Raw genomic sequence first — 18,352 nt, forward strand, 5'->3', positions numbered from 1 at the left:
TTAAATATTCGTGCATTCGTGGCATATTAATGGATAACGAACCGAAGAAAGATCTAATTGCAGGTTGTTGTTATCAATACAAAAGAAAGCAGTGTTTTCAAAAAAAAGATATGCACGTTTCACGGGAAACATGTGGATAAGTAGCTCATTTAGAATATCTTTAACAAAAGGCTTAAATATTAAATACGATTCCCTGTGCCAAAGGGAGCCTGGCTGACCAGTTAATGGTATTGGTTTGCCTGCGCATATAATTTTTCCATGCATCGCTGCCGCTTTCCCTGCCTCCTCCTGTTTCTTTTTCACCTCCAAAAGCGCCGCCAATTTCAGCACCGCTGGTTCCTATATTTACATTGGCAATACCGCAATCGCTGCCTGCGGCAGATAAAAACAATTCGGCTTCTCTTAAATTAAGGGTCATAACAGCGGAGGATAACCCCTGGGGAACACTGTTTTGTATAGTGATGGCTTCTTCCATTGTTTTATATTTCATAATATAAAGAATAGGGGCAAAGGTTTCCTGGTGAACAATAGCGTAATGCGGTAAAACCTCGGCTATACAAGGTTGCACGTAGCAACCACTGCTATATGCCACGCCTTCTAATACCGCGCCTTCCACTATAAAATTACCGCCCTGTTGTTTGCAGGTTTTTATGGCATTTATATAGTTCTTTACGGCATCGGTATCAATAAGCGGTCCAACATGGTTTTCTTCATTCAATGGATCGCCTATTTTTAATTGACGGTATGCGCTAACCAGCTTCTTTTTAAAAGTTTCGTAAACAGCTTCATGAACAATAAGCCGCCTGGTACTGGTACAACGTTGCCCCGCCGTACCCACGGCGCCAAACACACTTGCTATTACCGCTATATCCATATCTGTATCTTTTGATATAATAATAGCATTATTGCCACCCAGTTCCAGCAAGCTTTTTCCCAGCCGGGAGGCTACTGCAGTGGCTACGGCCTTGCCCATACGGGTAGAGCCTGTTGCCGAAATAAGAGGAATCCTGGTATCGGCAGCCATCTTTCCTCCAATATATTTATCTCCTATCAGTAAACAGATAACTCCTTCAGGCACATTATTTTGTCTAAGTACATCTGAAATTAAATTCTGGCAGGCAATTGCGCATAAAGGTGTTTTTTCAGAAGGCTTCCAAATGCAGGTATTACCACATACGAGGGAAAGCATAGCGTTCCAGCTCCATACCGCCACCGGAAAATTAAATGCCGATATAATACCTGTAATACCTATAGGATGCCACTGCTCGTACATCCGGTGGCCCGGGCGCTCGCTTTGCATGGTTAACCCGTATAACTGGCGGGAAAGTCCTGTTGCGAAGTCGCAGATGTCTATCATTTCCTGCACCTCACCCATGCCCTCCTGCAGGCTCTTGCCGGTTTCGTAAGAAACCAGCTTGCCAAGCGGCGCTTTATATTCCCGCAGCTTATTGCCTATTTGTCTTACCACTTCTCCTCTTTTAGGGGCGGGCCAATTTCTCCATTCCAAAAATGCTTCGCCAGCTTTTCTTACTACGGTTTCGAACCCGTCATCATCCGACATATATACGCTGGCAATCAGTGCTCCGTCAACCGGTGAATAGGAAGGGTGAATGGCGCCTGAAGAACCAATATGATATTGACCTGTAGACACGCCCTGGTTTACGGACCTGATCCGTAGCTTTTCAATAAAATTACTCATGGCATTTTATTTTACTGCAATATACAGTTTGGGTGCAACACTTTGCGTTCACTAATCCCCGCAGGTGTGCGGCAAAATGTATTTTAACTTTGCTTTGATATATGCTATTTAATCGGGTATAGTTATTGATTTATCGCCGTATTGTTATGAGGTTCCGAAATAATTTAGCTTCTTTGCATACTGTTATGTTTTATTAGTATCCGCAATGAGAGACCTGTAAAGTACAGGTTTTTTTATTTTCTGAACGCCCTTCTACTCCCCTATCACTTGAAAAGCCATTCGATTTTAATCGGGTTCCAACTTGTGTGAAACCGTGTATTGTTAACTTGATTAAATCAAACAAAATGGCAAAATTATTTTGTACCCGGTTTTACTGTCTGTGCATTATGATGGCAGTAGCCACATTGCCGGCTAAAGCAAATGACGGAACCGTTCGGCCCGGGCAATTCAACCTCAGCGTTTTTATAAAAGCGTCTGTTCAGGTATTTAACGGCAATACCGCAAAGGTAGAAGCGTTCCTGAAGAACTTAAGAAATAAAGCTGCAGGTACCGTTTGCGTATGCGAAATCATGGAATTGCGCAATAATAATATGCAAATTTCCAATGTAGCGGTCTTTGCCGAAAAAACGAATAAGGGTAACATTGGAAATGAGTACAAAATGGCTGAACGGATAATAAACAGGGAAAGAAAGCAAATGAAGCTGGTTCATTTTGACGCGGTAAAAACAAATACCAGAATAGCGGTGACAACCAACTGCCTGAGCTTATATATGAAGCTTAAGGAGGCCACGCCGGAATTGAAACTTTATGATATTTTAGATGCCGATGCTAAGTAAATAGCCTTCTATTTAATTCGTATATTATTGATTTATAAAATTATATGAAGTTTATCTAAATATTTATTACCAGTATGGATTTTTAGTATTGTTCATTTTCATTTGGAAATTCCCCACCCCTGACGTCATTAATATATTGTTGAACGGCATGGGTTATGGTATCATTCAGATTAAGATATTGCCGTAAAAAACGAGGCTTAAATTCAGTTGTAATACCCAACATATCATGCATTACAAGTACCTGACCATCGCAGTTATTGCCCGCTCCTATACCAATGGTAGGAATATGGAGACTTTCGCTTACCTGCCCGGCAAGCAAAGCCGGAATTTTTTCCAGCACTATGGAAAAGCACCCGGTTTCTTCCAGAAGCCTGGCGTCCCGCTGGAGCTTTTCGGCTTCCGCCTCCTCTTTAGCCCTTACGGTATACGTGCCAAACTTATAAATAGACTGTGGCGTTAACCCTAAGTGGCCCATAACCGGAACGCCTGCGGATATGATCCTTTTAACAGATTCTATCACTTCTTCCCCGCCTTCTAATTTTACCGCATGGGCTCCGGTTTCCTTCATAATACGGATAGTAGAGTTCAGGGCTTCCTTTGAATTGCCCTGGTAAGCGCCAAACGGCAAGTCTACCACAACCAGGCAACGCTTAGCACCTCTTACAACCGAAGAAGCATGATAGATCATTTGATCCAGGGTTACCGGAAGCGTAGTTTCGTGTCCTGCCATTACATTGCTGGCAGAGTCGCCCACCAGTAAAATATCTATACCTGCGGCATCAAACGTTTTGGCAAAGGAATAATCGTAAGCCGTAAGCATGGCTATTTTTTCGCCGTTGCTTTTCATTTTCTGCAATGTATGGGTAGTAATTCTCTTAATATCCTTGTTGATACTCATAAATATATAGCCTGTTAAAACGTTATTACTTCCTTATATAAGTGTTGAATCAGTCCGTCTGCCAGCCCGATCCTGGGTACATAAATCTCTTTCGCGTCTGTCCATCGCATAATATTTATATATATTAATAAGGCGGGAACAATTACATCTGCCCTGTCTTCTCTTAACTTATACACACGCATCCGGTCTTCCAGCGTAAAACCACTTAATTCTTTATAATAATCCTTTAGTAGTTCAAAGGGTAAGGGCTTGCCCTCCTTTTTTTTGGATAAGGAGAATACCTTATTAATATTTCCGCCTGAGCCAATAGCAATAACAGAGCGGTAATTCCTGATTTTGGCTTTTACGAAATCTTTCATATTGTTCCAGTGCAATTCCGTTACCATATTTTTCAGTAAGCGAATAGTACCAATATTGAATGATTCCTTAAATACCAGCTTTTCATTGCTGAAAAAAGTAAGTTCTGTGCTTCCCCCGCCTACATCAATATAAAGATAAGCATCATCTTTCGACATTTTTTCGGCGATGTGGTTCTCATAAATATAGCTGGCCTCGGCATCGCCGCTGATCACCTCAATAGTAATGCCCGTTTCCATCTTTATTTTCCTGATAATATCCGGCGCATTCCGGGCATCGCGCATGGCCGATGTGGCGCAGGCCTTTATATAGGTAATGCCATAAGCATTCATTAAATGCTTATAGGCTTTCATGGTTTGCATAACCATGGCCGTTTTTTCTTCAGATATTTCACTGTTTTCAAAAACATCAAAGCCCAGCCTTAGCGGAACCCTTATAAGGTTAAGCTTATTAAAAACCGGCTCGCCTTCAGCGCTGATCTTTACTTCGCTGATCAGCAGCCGGGCAGCATTACTTCCAATATCAATAGCTGCTAATCTCAATATACAATGGTATTAAATGATTTAAACCTCAATATTATTAAATAATTGAGAGGCTTTCTGAAAAAGATAATGATATGTTTCTTTCTGGGATCTTATTTTTTTCCCTTTGGTTCGCACATAGGCGTTACTTAATTCATTATCTAACCAGCGGGCTTTTACATTATCCTGCAACTGTATGAGCAGTATATCTTTCAGTTCTTTGCAAATAGCAGGGTCTTTAATATATACTGCGGCTTCCACCCGGTGATCGAGATTTCTTACCATCAGGTCGGCCGATGAGATCATCACTTTTTCCTTACCATCGTTATGGAATATTATTACCCTTGCATGTTCCAGGTACTCATCTACAATACTTATAGCCTGTACCGGGGTTTTGAATTTTTTATTTTGGGTAAACATACAGCAGATCCCTCTTATGATCATGCGCACTTCCACACCGGCAAAGGCCGCTTCATACAGTTTATTGATCAGGGCTTCATCTGAAAGCGAATTTAGTTTTAGCAGTATGCCGGCCGGTTTGCCATTTTTTGCGCTTTTAATTTCATGATTAATAAGTACCGTAAGCTGCTTTCGCATAAATAAAGGGCTTACCAGCAATGTTTTGCAGGCTTTAATAAAATGCGCCCCGGTTTTAGGCTGTAGCAGGTAACTGAAAATACGGTTAGTATCAGCCATAATATTGCGGTTGGAAGTAAGCAGGCAATGATCGCCATACAAAGTAGCCGTTTTTTCGTTGAGGTTGCCGGTGCTAACGAAACCATATTGAATAATTTTATTTTCCTGTTTTCTTTTGATCACGCACAGTTTGGCATGTATTTTCATATTGGGTACGCCCAGCAATACCAGCACGCCTTCATCTTCCAAACGTTCCTTCCATTCCAAATTGGCTTCCTCGTCAAAGCGGGCACGCAGTTCAAGCATCACGGTTACTTTTTTACCATTTCTCCGGGCATTGATCAGCGCATTAATAATTTTGGAGTTAGGAGCCAGCCGGTAAGCGGTAATTTTTATTTCAAGCACATGGGGATCCATCGCCGCTTCTCTTAACAGGTCAATTACCGCGTTAAATGAATGATAAGGAAAGTGCAGCATTATATCCTGTTTCAGCACAACGTCTGTAACCCGGTTTACATTTTTAAATGCGGGGTGGATGATCGCTTTTTTGCCAGGGCTCTTTTGTGCAAAAACAGATTCCGGGAAATCCATGAAATGCCTGAAATTATGTATCCTTCCGCCGGGGATGATTGCATCTTTATTTTTAAGATTTAACCTGCGGATAAGGTACTCAAGCAATCCTGCGTCAATATCCTTATCATATAAAAAACGAACAGGTTTTCCCTTTTTACGCGTTTTTAAACCTTTTCTTATTTTTTGGGTATAGGAAATGCTCATGTCGGTATCCAGGTCAAATTCCGCATCGCGGGTTACTTTTATAATATGAGCCGAGTACTGATCATACTCCAGGAAAGAAAAAATATGGGGAATAGAAAACCGGATTACATCTTCAAGCAGGATGAGGTAATGCGTTCCCGGGTTGGACGGGAGGCGAACAAAACGGGGAATGACCTTTGTTGGCACTTCTATTAAGGCGTATTTTTTTTTGTAGGCGGAATTTTTCTTTGACAAGACTACCGCGAGAAAGATGCCTTTTTCACGCAGAGACGGAAAACTTTCGATGTTTTCAATCATCAGCGGAATGATGGAGGATGCCACTTCTTCATCATAAAAAGTACGAACGAACTTTTGTTGTTCCCTGTTCAACTGTTTTTCAGTAACTAAGAAAACATGCTGTTTTTTGAGCTCATTGAAAATGGTTTTCCATATCCTGTCAAATTCACTTCTTTGTTCCAGTACAATAAGATGTATCTGGTTTAATATTTTCTGCGGATCCTGCTCAAGATGCATGCCGGCCTTTTTTCCCAGTTCCAGCATTCTTTTTAACGCGGCTACCCTTATCCTGAAAAACTCATCCAGGTTATTTGAAAATATACCTAAAAATTTTATGCGTTCTTTAATGGGAACGGCGGGATCGGCGGCTTCCTGTAATACCCTTGCATTAAATGCCAGCCAACTGATATCGCGTGCAATAGTTTTGCCTTTCACTTTTATCATAGCGCCTAACTTATCTGGTAAAAATAAGTAAACGGAGCAGGAGGCAGCTATTAAGTGTTGGTATTTTTTTACAGTTCCTGAATCTTTTGTATAAGTGCAGTAGTGGAATAGCCTTTTACAAGCGGCACTATTTTTACTTCTCCCCCGTTTTTAATTACATCTTCCGCTCCCACTACCTGGTCAATAGCGTAGTCGCCTCCTTTAATAAGCGTATCGGGGGCTATCATGCGGATAAGTTCAAGCGGAGTGGGTTCATCAAATAATACCACAGCATCTACAATGGTTAATGCGGCAAGCATTTTTGCCCTGAACAATTCCTTATTTACCGGCCGGTTTTCTCCTTTTAGCCTTTTTACGGAACTGTCGGTATTAACGCCCACAACCAGTATATCGCCCAAAGCCGCGGATTGGGATAATATTTCAAGATGTCCTTCATGCAAAATATCGAAACAGCCATTGGTAAAAGCAATGTTTTTATCTAAAAGCCGCCAGCGCTTTACCTGGTGCCGCATACCGTCAAATGACAGGATTTTATTATTGATCAACGCTGGGTATTTCATATTTGCCCCGGTTTATGATGGGTAATAAAAGTAAACAAACTATTCCTGCAAAAATAATGATTCCTGTTTGGGCGATCCACAATATCCAGCCAAATCCAAGCGCCGGCCCTTCGGCTACCCCGTATAGTGGCAATAATTTTTGGATAGTATACTGGTAAGCGCCTATACCGCCCTGCGTGGCAAGCATGGCAATGCTTCCAAAGCTTAATATAGCAAAACATGCTTTAAATCCCAGGTGGCTTACAGCTTCCATTGTATACAATCCTATGCGTATGCTTAGCAGGTACATTGTCCATATAAAAAAAGTGTGGAACAAAAAAAGCCCTTTGTTCTCCATATGCTTAATGCTGGCAATGCCCACCCATACGCCTTTCAGTAATTTTTTTATGGTTTGGATGAATCTTGAGGTGGCAAAGATGCTTGCCAGCCAGAACAGCAATGCAATGATGGCAGCCAAAAATCCTATTATAATAGCCATCTTATACATCTTAAACTGCCCCTGTGCGTCATACAATAAACTATGGAACTGAGCGGATGCATATTGGTGAATAATATCAAACTGGATAAAAATGGTAATGACAATAATAATAAGAAGGCATAAGAAATCGCATACCCGTTCTGTTACCATGGTACCGATCAGCTTATCGGCCGGAATTTTTTCGTGTTTGGCCAAAATGGTGCATTTCATTACTTCCCCCAGGCGGGGAACCAGGAGGTTAAAGAAATAGCCCAGTATAGTAGCAAAAAAAGTGTGGATAACAGACGGGCGGTAACCCAGCGGCCGTATCAAAATTCTCCAGCGCAACGCCCTGCTGTAGTGGCTGATCATTAATAACAGCATTGCCGGTACCACCAGCCAGTAATTGGCATTATAAAGCGCTGCCATTAAATGCTGCCTGTTTTCCGGGGAAAGATGATGGGCGCTTAACCACAACAGAAAAACACCCAAACCTAAAAACAAAGTATACTGGAGGGCATTGGCTGTTTTTTTTCTCATGTTCTACTTAAATAACGGGTAAAAATAGATGCTTCCCCTTTACCATCCCATTAAGGAAGCAGGTTTCCTTCTTTGGGGAATACTATACCCGGCTTAAACCGTTTGGCTTCTTCAAAGTCCATAGTGGCGTAAGCTATAACAATAACGGTATCGCCTACCGCACCCTGCCTGGCGGCGGGTCCGTTGAGGCAGCAAACGCCCGACCCTCGTTTACCTTTAATTAAATAGGTTTCAATGCGGGCGCCATTATTTACATTAACGATCTGCACTTTTTCATTTTCTATCAGGTTCGCGGCATCCATGAGGTCTTCATCCAATGTAAGGCTTCCAATATAATTTAAATTGGCCTCCGTAATAACCGCCCTGTGTACTTTCGATTTCAGTATTTCAATTTCCATAGCCTGCAAAATTAAGCGGTAATATCATATTATCAATCAACCTTACTTTCCCCATGTAAGCAGCAATCAGGGCCACAATTTCAGTTTGCCCGTTCCAGTTATCAATAAGCCGGAGGTCTGCGGCTGTGGCTATTTCCACGTAGTCTGCCCGCAATCCATACCGGGAAAGTATGTTTCCGGCCTGTGCCAGGATGTGTTCCAGGGTGCCGGGTTGTATGTTTTGACTGATATAGGATAATGCTTCAAATATTCCTGCAGCCTTTCCCTTCTCCTCAGGGCTAAGCCGCATGTTGCGGCTGCTCATGGCTAACCCGTTGGGTTCGCGCAGCGTGGAGCAAATAACAACATTGGTTTGTACATGTATAAGGGACAACAGCTTTTTGATAACCATGCATTGCTGGTAATCTTTCTGTCCTATGTAAAGCTGCTCAGGCTCAACAATATGTATTAAGCGCTGCACCACCTGGCATACGCCCTGGAAATGGCCGGGCCGGTATTTCCCTTCAAGAACAGATTCCAGCTCACCCAGGTCGTACCATTCATCATGTACTTTGCCGGGAGGATATATTTGTACTGTAGCGGGTAAAAAAAGCACATCGCATGCCGCCTTTTCCAACAGGTAAATATCGTTTTCCAGGGTTTTCGGATACAGCTCGAAATCTTTCGGATCATTGAATTGCGTGGGATTTACAAAAATGCTGCACACCACCAGTTCGTTCTCTTCTTTTGCCCTGTTCACAAGGGAAAGATGTCCCTGGTGCAGGGCGCCCATGGTAGGTATAAAGCCGCATTTTTTGCCCGATCGTCTTTCTTTTTGCAGGTACGCGCTGAGGTCTGCAGGTTGTTTAATAATGAGCATAATGGCACTAAAAGTAGTAATTGCAAGCCTTTCCACCTCAGTTTCGGCAAAAAAAACCTACCTTTGCGCACTCTTGCACATTTCCTTAATACTAACTTAACATAAAAACGGAAGATGTCTACAAAGAAACGAATTCTATTTATTGCTAATGAAATGTCTCCTTACCTTGAACTGACAGAGTTCTCTGAGATAGTAAATCACCTGGCAATAAAGTCGAATGATACTGGATTTGAAGTTCGTTGTATAATGCCCCGTTTTGGAACAATTAATGAAAGAAGGCACCGGTTGCATGAAGTGGTACGGTTATCCGGTATAAACGTGTCGGTAGACAATGAAGATTTTCCGCTGCAAATAAAAGTGGCATCCCTGCCCAATGCCCGGTTACAGATTTATTTCCTTGAAAATGAAGACCTTTTTAAACGAAAATTTGTTTTTACTGATGAAAATGAAAACTGGTATGATGATAACTGGCTGCGTACCATTTTTTATTGCAAAGGCGCTCTTGAAACGGTAAAAAAATTCGGCTGGCCTCCGGATATCATTCATTGCAGTGGCTGGATGACAGGCCTGATTCCCCTGTACCTGAAAACCGCCTATAAAAAAGAACCGGTATTCAGCAACAGTAAGGTTGTATATACCATCGGGCAAAATACCTTCAAAGAAAAAATAGGTGCCGATTTCGTAAAAAAAATCTCCATACACGCTTCTATAAAAGATAAAGACCTGGAGCCGTTTAAAGAAAATAACAATACGGCTATGTTCAGAGGAGGCGCCGCTTATGCCGATGCTATTACTTTTGGAGCGGCAAAGGTAGAAAAGAAGCTCTCTGATGAATTTTCAAAAGTAAAAGGTAAGAAGATCCTTCCTTTTAAAGCCGATTCAGATTTAACAGACTATTTACAATTGTATAACGACCTTGCGTAAAAGCTATATGTGTGAAGATATAAAGGCGAAAGCGATGGGTATAAGCCTGTGGTGCGTTGTCTTTGATTTTTAATGCTTAGATGCCTTATCAAAAATCCCCTCTACTAAAAATACATCAGGTGAAGTTTAAATTTCTGCTGTTCTCCATCGGACTTGGAACATTGGCTATTGTACTGAATACGCATTGCACCAAAATTACCCCAACAGATATAGGTACCGATCTTTTACCTGTGGTAGATAATGTACATACTTTTGAAACCGCCCTGCGCGTATATGCGGATAACTTTTTGATGAACGACTCTTCGGTTATTAATTATGCAGACGACCATGCATTGGGTACTATTGAAGATGACCCTGAGTTTGGGAAAACCGAATCGGAGATTTATATGGGGATTGCTCCTGCTTCAGACAGCAGGTATCCCTTTGTAAATGCAGACAGCATTGTAGGTATGGACTCTGTTATACTGAGTCTTGCTTATACAGGCGTTTACGGTGATAGCAACTCCATGCAGCAATTCAGCGTATTTGAGATCAGTGACCCCGCATTTAAAGACAGTACCGGTTACCTTGTTAATCACCCGGGCTTTACTACTACATTGAATGAGCTGGGTAGTGCCACGGTAAGTTTACATACAATAGACGATCCCAAAACAATTATTATTAAAAGCGATACCCAGGTGGTAAGCAATGTACTGCGTATTTCTTTAGACCCTGCATTGGGAACGCGGTTTGCAGCTTATGATACCAATACGGTATATGTTTCTTCCAACAGGGATTCGGCTTTTCAAAAAGTATTTAACGGGCTGGTTATAAAAACGGCTGCGGGCTCTCCGCAAAAAGCTGCATTAACCTACTATAGCTTATACAATGAGAATACTAAGCTAACCTGTTATTTCCGGGTAAAAAAGAATGGCGGCATTGACACGGTGTCTGCCGATTTTTCTTTGTATCGAACGGGAACAGCTTATGCCTACTCCGCTAATATTATTAAGCGTACACCATTACACGGATATGCTGTACTTGATTATACTACCGCTATTCCGGATGCGGAAAAAATATACCTGCAATCATCCCCCGGCTCCTATGCCATACTGCATATTCCCGGGCTGGATACTCTGCAAAACAGTATTATTCACCGGGCCGAGCTGGCGTTTGAACCCGTTTCCTTACCCGGCAATGAAATATATACCACGCCTGATTTACTTTTTATAGATCTTATTGACAGTGCCGGCAACAAGTACCTTACTATACCAGATGATTTTAATTATTCATTTAGCAGTTATGCCTACGACTACCGTACGTTTGGAGGATATGTAAAGGATGATAAATACTTCTTTAATCTTACCCGTTATGTGCAAAATAAAATCACCAAACAAAGTAAAAATTACGCTTTAAGGTTATTCGCGCCTCAAACCACGCTCGACTATTATACCTATCCGAAAGAGGCAGGTTCTGTTATTACCCCCAACCGGCTGGGGTTTCGCATTAATCCGAAAATAGCTAAAGGCAGAACCATTGTGGGGGGTGGAAGTAACCTTTCCCAACCCATGCGATTGCGTATAATTTATTCAAAAATTTAATTACCGGCTTCTTATCTTTGCGCCACCCGAAAATATATACCTTTATATTTTCGGGTATATAAAAATTTTAAACATCCTTTAAAATGCCGTATTTATTTACTTCTGAAAGTGTATCCGAAGGACATCCCGACAAAGTAGCCGATCAGATATCTGACGCTTTAATTGACCATTTCCTGGCATTTGATCCCAATAGTAAAGTAGCCTGTGAAACGCTGGTAACAACCGGACAGGTAGTGCTGGCCGGCGAGGTAAAATCCAAAGCCTATCTGGATGTGCAGGAAATTGCCCGCAGTGTGATCCGTAAAATCGGTTATACCAAAAGTGAATATATGTTTGAAGCGCATTCCTGCGGAGTGCTATCAGCCATACATGAGCAATCGGCCGATATTAACCAGGGCGTAGACAGAAAGAAGAAGGAAGAACAGGGCGCCGGCGACCAGGGAATGATGTTTGGCTACGCTACCAACGAAACAGAAGACTATATGCCCCTGGCACTTGACCTGGCGCACAAATTGCTCATTGAGTTGGCCAACCTGAGAAGAGAAAACAAACAGATCAAATACCTGCGCCCCGATGCTAAAAGCCAGGTAACATTAGAATACGATGATAATAATAAGCCCGTTCGTATAGAAGCCATTGTTATTTCTACCCAGCATGATGATTTTGGTACGGAAGCTAAAATGCTGGAGCAAATCAAAAAGGATATTATCGGTATTCTTATTCCCCGCGTAAAAAAGAAGTATAAAAAATACGCCAGGCTTTTTAGCAGCAATATTAAATATCACATTAATCCTACAGGCAAATTTGTAATAGGCGGACCGCACGGCGATACCGGTTTAACCGGCCGAAAAATTATTGTGGATACCTATGGCGGAAAAGGAGCGCATGGTGGTGGCGCGTTTAGTGGTAAAGACCCTTCAAAGGTAGACCGGTCGGCAGCTTATGCTACCCGTCATATTGCCAAGAACCTGGTTGCGGCCGGTGTGGCAGATGAGGTGCTGGTACAGGTATCATACGCTATAGGCGTAGCCAAACCTACCAGCATTAATGTAAAAACCTTTGGTACTGCTAAAGTTGCTTTAACAGACGGAGAGATAGGTAAAATAGTGGAAAAGATATTTGATATGCGCCCCTATTTTATTGAAAAGCGTTTAAAGCTGCGCAACCCGATTTACAGTGAAACCGCGGCTTACGGGCATATGGGACGCAAACCGGAGACCGTTACTAAAACTTTCACTTCGCCGGATGGCAGGGTAAAAACAGTAAAGGTAGAATTGTTTACCTGGGAAAAATTAGACAAAGTGAAAGAGGTAAAAAAGGTATTTGGGTTATAAATGATGCATTTTTTTTTGCTGCAGATTCACCGATTTTATCTTTGGATCTGCAGCATTTTTAATTACAGTATTTGTCGCGCCGGAGTCATGGTTCTTTACAATGATTTTTATGAATTCCGGCGCGACTAAAGACTGGCTGTAACTTGCTCAACAGCAGATTCCGGCTATTCCGGCATCTGCAGCAAAACGCTTATTTCCCTGAATGACAGCGCCTTCAATTGTGATTCGGTATATATTTTGTCGTTTAGGATGACCCTTTTCTCTGTTTCCCCGGCATTCCGGCCGGCAGCCGTACCGCCGGGGATCAACACATACCGGAATTGAATACTGCCAAATCCTATAGATGCCGTATTGTCGTGCGTGTAGCGTGTAATGTAAATCACGTTCGGATTCGGAATATAGCTAATGGTACTGGTTTTGTCGGGCCCTGTTCCTGTCCCTGCATCAGAAGTATAAGGCAATTGGAAGACGGTAGTTAGATATCGCCAATACACCAGTATCACTCCCCGATCAATGATGTTTTGTGTTAAATCCGGTGCGGGCAAATGATTGACCTTGAAGTTCGTAGCGTCAACAATGGTATCCCGTTGCAATTGTTGAAATGATAACCAATTGCTGTAAATAACATTTGCTGTACCGGCAGGCCCCGGTGCCCCGGTGGTACCCTGTGGTCCTTGCGGTCCGGCAGGTCCAGGTGTCCCGGTAGTACCCTGCGGTCCTTCAGGGCCTTCTTTTGTACAACTTAACATAAGCAGTGCTGCTGCCAGAACTGGCATCAAAAATGTGAACTGTTTCATAATTAATTGTATTTATTGATGAGAATTTGATCCAATAGAATCCCCTTTTTTTCACTTTGATACCTATCTGCTGATAATCATCTAACGGTCAGTTTGAATCTTTAGATTTGCAGCAGCGAATTTTCAATGGATCAACTCAACGCCTGTACAGATTAAAATAGTATAAAACGTATGCATTTATTTTAAATAAAAAAAATCAGCATCGTGTCTCATGGCCCCATAATGGTTTTTTTATGATCCCGGCGCGACTTAAGATGATTAGCGATATTTTGTTGAACGGAGCATCGCCCATGCAGATCAACCGGAGTGGCGCAGCCCGTTACCCAAAGATTATAGCACAGCATATATTTAACCAACCAACAGGTTTCTGTTTTAATGGTCGCGAAATAAAACCATAAGCATAATGGAAAATTAAACTTAAAAGCCGATTATTGTAAAAATGTAAATAGCATATTGAACAATGAACGATCAGCACAACCCGTGGCAAATTATTGATCAGCGGCCTATCTATGATAATCAATGGATACAGGTAACAGAGTATAATGTGATCAACCCGGGTGGAGGCAAGGGTATTTATGGCAAGGTGCATTTTAAAAACATAGCTATTGGTATTGTAGCGCTTGATGAAGAAGGCAATACCTGGCTTATTGGTCAATATCGCTTCCCTATTAATGCGTATAGCTGGGAAATACCGGAGGGCGGCGGAGATTTGCATACCGATCCTTTAATTTCGGCACAACGCGAATTGCTTGAAGAAGCAGGTATAAAAGCAAGAAAATGGGATAAGGTGCTGGATATGCATTTGTCTAATTCCGTAACAAATGAAACCTGCGTTGTGTATCTTGCACGCGGGTTATCATTTCATGAAGCGGCGCCGGAAGAATCGGAACAATTAGTTATCAAAAAACTGCCTTTTACAAAAGCGTTTGATATGGTTATTAGCGGCGCAATAACTGATGCCGTATCGGTTGCCGCTATTTTTAAAGTAAACTATCTTTTAAAAAATAACCTGATATAATTACTGAACATTGAAAAAATCATCACTGATAATAGGCCGCCAGCCCCTCATTGAAGCCTTTGAAAGCGGTAAGGCTATAGATAAGATATTCATGTATAAAAATATCAACGGCGAAAATATACAGCATATCCGTCAACTGGCAAAAGACAACCATGTTCCTGTACAAATGGTGCCGGTTGAAAAGCTGAACAGTTTTACCAGGGCCAATCACCAGGGAATTGTAGCCATTGCCGCTGTGGTGCAATATACGGAGTTACAGCAGGTTATTGATCATATTGTAAGTAAAGGCGGGCATCCCTTGTTTATGATGCTGGATGGCGTAACAGATGTAAGGAATATTGGCGCTATTGCCCGCACGGCGGTATGCTGCGGCGCCCAGGGTATTATTATACCCGATAAAGGCGTGGGAGCGCTGAATGAAGAAACCATGAAATCATCGGCCGGCGCCCTGGAAATGGTACACATATCAAGAGTGAGCAGCCTGGCACACGCAGTTGATACCCTGCACTTAAATGGCATAAGCGTGATGGGAGCGGAAATGAAAGCCGATCAAAAAGTATATGAAATGGATTTTAAGCAACCCTGCTGTATTATTATGGGTAGCGAAGAAAAAGGCATACAGCGGTTTTTAAGCAAGGCGGCAGACGCTCATTTTGCCATACCCATTGCCGGTAGCTTCGATTCTTATAATGTATCTGTTGCCGCAGGAATTATTTTGTATGAAGCCATGAAGCAACGGATACCTCACCCTCTTTCGCTCTCCACGCAGTAGAGAGGGACGGTGCTTTATACCAATGCCAGAGCGTGGATTCTTACATTTCAGCTATTGAATAAAAGTGAACAATACTCAGCAATCAAATAACAAGGATCAAATAAAATACACATGGTTCGTGCCTTACCATGACAAAAAAATCCGAAACCCGAAATTCGGGGAGAAGAGAAAGGTAAGAGGTGAAAGGAGCATTCGTCCTATCGTTAGTAATTATTCACCTGATAACTGACGATAGCTCATTGCTGAAAATTTGAAAATGTAGGAAGAACGTGGAAGTGTGAAAATGTAATCTCAAATCTCAAATCTCAAATCGAGCTGCTCCCGGCAAAAACGATTGAATTCGTTTTCATTTACATCCTGATGGATAACTTCTCTCTGGAGCATTTTGTTATTTTTAAAATCCAGCGTCAGAAGGCCGTCCTTAAGCACTACATTTGAAAATGCATTCCATTCATACCTTTTTCGGAAAAAAGTATTGATCACTATTCTTTCATCCGATACGCCTATTTCCAGCGGATGACGCGACTGGTGGTCAAATAAAATAAACAAAATGAACAGAAGCGCCATCCAGCGCATGCCGGGAAATAATAGCCACACACAACCGGTAACAAATAAAGGATGTTTATACGTTACCGACATACTGAATTTTCTTTTTACACGTATTGTCCATACAACAGCAACCGGGATAAGCCAGCTTGCCCAGAACAGCACAGAAGAAAACCGGTTATGGGCATAGGCGTAATACAAAAAAAGTACCCAGGAAATAAAACAAAGCAGGAAGCTGATATAATTAATGTTTTCCGGATTTTCTTTTTTCAGGATCAGTACATACTGAAATAATTCGCTTTTCTTTTTGGGCATAGTCATCAGTTGCTTGCTACCATCAGGTTACACAATTTAAATAATACCCTTGCGCCCACATTCTCATCCCACTCATTGCTGCTAATACCTACCTCACATAAATCGAAACCGATAAGATGACGTCCGCTTTCTATTATTTTCCGGAACAGGTAAAATAACTGTTCTGCTTCAAAACCGCCGGGAACAGGCGTGCCGGTATGCGGGCACAAGGTTCTGTTCAATCCGTCAATATCGAAGCTGATATATACTTGCCGGGGAAGATGATTAATGATCTCATCTGCCAGGTATTGCCAGCTCAATCCTTCAAACTGACGTTCCTTTATTTGCTTATCAAAATAAGTAACTACCCGGTTATTGCTGTTACAAATATAATCCCACTCACTCTGGCTATAATCCCGAACGCCTACCTGCACCAGGCGGGTAAGCTGGGGTATTTCGCTCAGGGCATTATACATAATAGAAGCATGCGAGTGGGTAAACTGCAAATACGCTTTGCGGAGGTCGCAATGGGCATCAATCTGCAAAATTCCGAAATCGCTATACTTTTCCGCAATGGCTTTATAAAACCCTATTGGCGTGCTATGATCCCCACCCAGTAAACCTACCAGTTTGCCCTTATTGAGTAAGGCTTTTGTTTGATCATATACCCATGCATTTAAAAAATCACTGCCTTCATTTACTTCTTTAAGCGCTTTGCACATGAACCTGTTCTCCTCAATCTTTTGTCCCTGCGAAACATAGTCAATAAAAAGCTCGGATTCTTTGCGCAAATAGTCATTTTTGAACAATATCTTCTTATCGGGTTCACGTAAAAAGAACCCCTGCTTCCAGCCATCGCTCACATCGGGATCAAAAAGATCAACATGTAAGCTGGCTTTTTTTATACGCTCAGGCGCTCTTGCCGTACCTGCAAGATAACTTACCGTTACCTCCCAGGGTACAGGAAGCACCACAAGCCTCGCATCTTCTTCAGTAAAAGGCAAACCAAAAATATTGTAATTAGGGTTTCCTGAACTATTGGGGTCAAACTTTGAAAGGTCCATGATCAAACAAAATAATACTTCAAAAAGCGGTGCAAGTTATAGCAGTTTTTTACAACAACGAACTTAATAACGTTATAATTACAAATAAGGTTGCACGGGAGAATTTGAAAATGTGGGAATTTGAGAATGTGAAAATGAAAGCGGTCGGCACGCGGTGAAAGAAGCGTCAGACCGCGGGTTATATGTAGAGAATGTGGAAATTGGAAAGCGGACATGCAATTGTTTATGAAAAGTTAAATACAGTATAATAACCGGCAGGGGTTAAAAATCGCGTATTATCTAAAAAACAATTAACAACCGCGTTGTTTTTTGGACTAATTTCGCTGCGTGATAATACGTTTTTTATTATGAAAAAAATCCATATAGTCGCGCTGGTCATTATAGCTGCAGCCATTGCATATATGCTGATCACTTTATCCAAAGACCTTACTACTTATGATACGATTGCCTCTGCCAAACAAAAGCAGGGAAAATTTATTCATCTTATCGCCAAGTTAGACCGGTCAAAAGAAATAGAATACAATCCTGTTACAGATCCCAATTTTCTTGCATTTTACGCGGTGGATTCTTTAGGCGCACAAACCAAAGTGATCTATCACAATACCAAACCCCCGGAATTAGAAGTGAGTGAAAGAATTGTAATGAAAGGAAAAATGAACGGTGATGTATTTGAGTGTAAAGAAATCTTACTGAAATGTCCTTCCAAGTACAAAGATGATCCGTTACAGCAGGAAAAGGCTTTAGAATATAAAATGCAGGATTAAT

At 41.8% G+C, this 18,352-nt stretch carries 18 protein-coding genes; 7 read left to right on the forward strand and 11 right to left on the reverse strand.

Going from position 1 to position 18,352, the window contains the following annotated elements:
* Nucleotides 1–172: 172 nt before the first annotated feature.
* The gene (gene amaB, locus VL121_RS06675) at nucleotides 173–1,699 is read right to left on the reverse strand and encodes an L-piperidine-6-carboxylate dehydrogenase (RefSeq protein WP_325403462.1); all 1,527 of its coding nucleotides are present in this window, start codon (nucleotides 1,697–1,699) and stop codon (nucleotides 173–175) included.
* 344 nt (nucleotides 1,700–2,043) lie between these two features.
* On the opposite strand from amaB, the gene VL121_RS06680 reads away from it, so the two are divergent.
* Entirely contained in the window at nucleotides 2,044–2,535 is a 492-nt protein-coding gene (locus tag VL121_RS06680) for a hypothetical protein (RefSeq protein ID WP_325403464.1), read from the forward strand.
* Between the two features lie 82 nt (nucleotides 2,536–2,617).
* Here VL121_RS06680 and panB read toward each other — a convergent pair whose 3' ends face one another.
* From panB to panC, 7 genes are all read right to left on the reverse strand, one after another.
* Complete coding sequence (gene panB / locus VL121_RS06685; RefSeq protein WP_325403466.1) at nucleotides 2,618–3,433, reverse strand: 3-methyl-2-oxobutanoate hydroxymethyltransferase; 816 nt, start codon at nucleotides 3,431–3,433, stop codon at nucleotides 2,618–2,620.
* A gap of 14 nt (nucleotides 3,434–3,447) precedes the next feature.
* Entirely contained in the window at nucleotides 3,448–4,332 is an 885-nt protein-coding gene (locus tag VL121_RS06690; RefSeq protein WP_325403468.1) for a Ppx/GppA phosphatase family protein, read from the reverse strand.
* Nucleotides 4,333–4,353: 21 nt separating this feature from the next.
* A complete protein-coding gene (gene ppk1 / locus VL121_RS06695) occupies nucleotides 4,354–6,444 on the reverse strand; it encodes a polyphosphate kinase 1 (protein WP_325403470.1) in 2,091 nt (696 codons plus the stop codon).
* Between the two features lie 68 nt (nucleotides 6,445–6,512).
* On the reverse strand, nucleotides 6,513–7,004 hold the full coding sequence (gene rfaE2 / locus VL121_RS06700; RefSeq protein ID WP_325403472.1) for a D-glycero-beta-D-manno-heptose 1-phosphate adenylyltransferase: 492 nt from the start codon (nucleotides 7,002–7,004) through the stop codon (nucleotides 6,513–6,515).
* Complete coding sequence (locus VL121_RS06705) at nucleotides 6,979–8,001, reverse strand: lysylphosphatidylglycerol synthase transmembrane domain-containing protein (protein ID WP_325403474.1); 1,023 nt, start codon at nucleotides 7,999–8,001, stop codon at nucleotides 6,979–6,981. Before VL121_RS06705 ends, rfaE2 begins: the two co-directional genes overlap by 26 nt.
* A gap of 50 nt (nucleotides 8,002–8,051) precedes the next feature.
* Nucleotides 8,052–8,399 (reverse strand): aspartate 1-decarboxylase, encoded by a 348-nt coding sequence (panD, locus tag VL121_RS06710; protein WP_325403476.1) that lies wholly within the window; start codon nucleotides 8,397–8,399, stop codon nucleotides 8,052–8,054.
* A complete protein-coding gene (gene panC, locus VL121_RS06715) occupies nucleotides 8,389–9,294 on the reverse strand; it encodes a pantoate--beta-alanine ligase (protein WP_325403478.1) in 906 nt (301 codons plus the stop codon). The genes panD and panC overlap by 11 nt, the downstream gene beginning before the upstream one ends.
* Nucleotides 9,295–9,372: 78 nt before the next feature.
* Here panC and VL121_RS06720 point away from each other — a divergent pair, with 78 nt between their 5' ends.
* From VL121_RS06720 to metK, 3 genes are all read left to right on the forward strand, one after another.
* Complete coding sequence (locus VL121_RS06720) at nucleotides 9,373–10,182, forward strand: glycogen/starch synthase (protein ID WP_325403480.1); 810 nt, start codon at nucleotides 9,373–9,375, stop codon at nucleotides 10,180–10,182.
* 119 nt (nucleotides 10,183–10,301) lie between these two features.
* Entirely contained in the window at nucleotides 10,302–11,762 is a 1,461-nt protein-coding gene (locus VL121_RS06725) for a DUF4270 family protein (protein ID WP_325403482.1), read from the forward strand.
* A gap of 83 nt (nucleotides 11,763–11,845) precedes the next feature.
* Nucleotides 11,846–13,096, forward strand: coding sequence for a methionine adenosyltransferase (gene metK, locus VL121_RS06730; protein ID WP_325403484.1), 1,251 nt, complete (start codon nucleotides 11,846–11,848; stop codon nucleotides 13,094–13,096).
* Between the two features lie 164 nt (nucleotides 13,097–13,260).
* Here metK and VL121_RS06735 read toward each other — a convergent pair whose 3' ends face one another.
* Entirely contained in the window at nucleotides 13,261–13,893 is a 633-nt protein-coding gene (locus tag VL121_RS06735) for a collagen-like triple helix repeat-containing protein (RefSeq protein WP_325403486.1), read from the reverse strand.
* 460 nt (nucleotides 13,894–14,353) lie between these two features.
* Between VL121_RS06735 and VL121_RS06740 the strand changes: the two genes are divergently transcribed.
* Both VL121_RS06740 and rlmB read left to right on the forward strand, forming a co-directional pair.
* On the forward strand, nucleotides 14,354–14,911 hold the full coding sequence (locus VL121_RS06740; RefSeq protein WP_325403488.1) for an NUDIX hydrolase: 558 nt from the start codon (nucleotides 14,354–14,356) through the stop codon (nucleotides 14,909–14,911).
* A gap of 10 nt (nucleotides 14,912–14,921) precedes the next feature.
* Nucleotides 14,922–15,683: a 23S rRNA (guanosine(2251)-2'-O)-methyltransferase RlmB gene (gene rlmB, locus VL121_RS06745; RefSeq protein WP_325403490.1), complete on the forward strand. Its 762-nt coding sequence runs from the start codon at nucleotides 14,922–14,924 to the stop codon at nucleotides 15,681–15,683.
* A 291-nt stretch (nucleotides 15,684–15,974) separates the two neighbouring features.
* Here rlmB and VL121_RS06750 read toward each other — a convergent pair whose 3' ends face one another.
* Together VL121_RS06750 and VL121_RS06755 are read right to left on the reverse strand one after the other, a co-directional pair.
* Nucleotides 15,975–16,544 (reverse strand): hypothetical protein, encoded by a 570-nt coding sequence (locus VL121_RS06750; protein WP_325403492.1) that lies wholly within the window; start codon nucleotides 16,542–16,544, stop codon nucleotides 15,975–15,977.
* Between the two features lie 5 nt (nucleotides 16,545–16,549).
* Complete coding sequence (locus VL121_RS06755) at nucleotides 16,550–17,587, reverse strand: agmatinase family protein (RefSeq protein WP_325403494.1); 1,038 nt, start codon at nucleotides 17,585–17,587, stop codon at nucleotides 16,550–16,552.
* Between the two features lie 347 nt (nucleotides 17,588–17,934).
* On the opposite strand from VL121_RS06755, the gene VL121_RS06760 reads away from it, so the two are divergent.
* On the forward strand, nucleotides 17,935–18,351 hold the full coding sequence (locus VL121_RS06760) for a cytochrome c maturation protein CcmE domain-containing protein (RefSeq protein ID WP_325403496.1): 417 nt from the start codon (nucleotides 17,935–17,937) through the stop codon (nucleotides 18,349–18,351).
* Nucleotide 18,352: the final 1 nt, after the last annotated feature.

The organism is Agriterribacter sp. (assembly GCF_035497235.1).
GTDB lineage: Bacteria > Bacteroidota > Bacteroidia > Chitinophagales > Chitinophagaceae > Agriterribacter.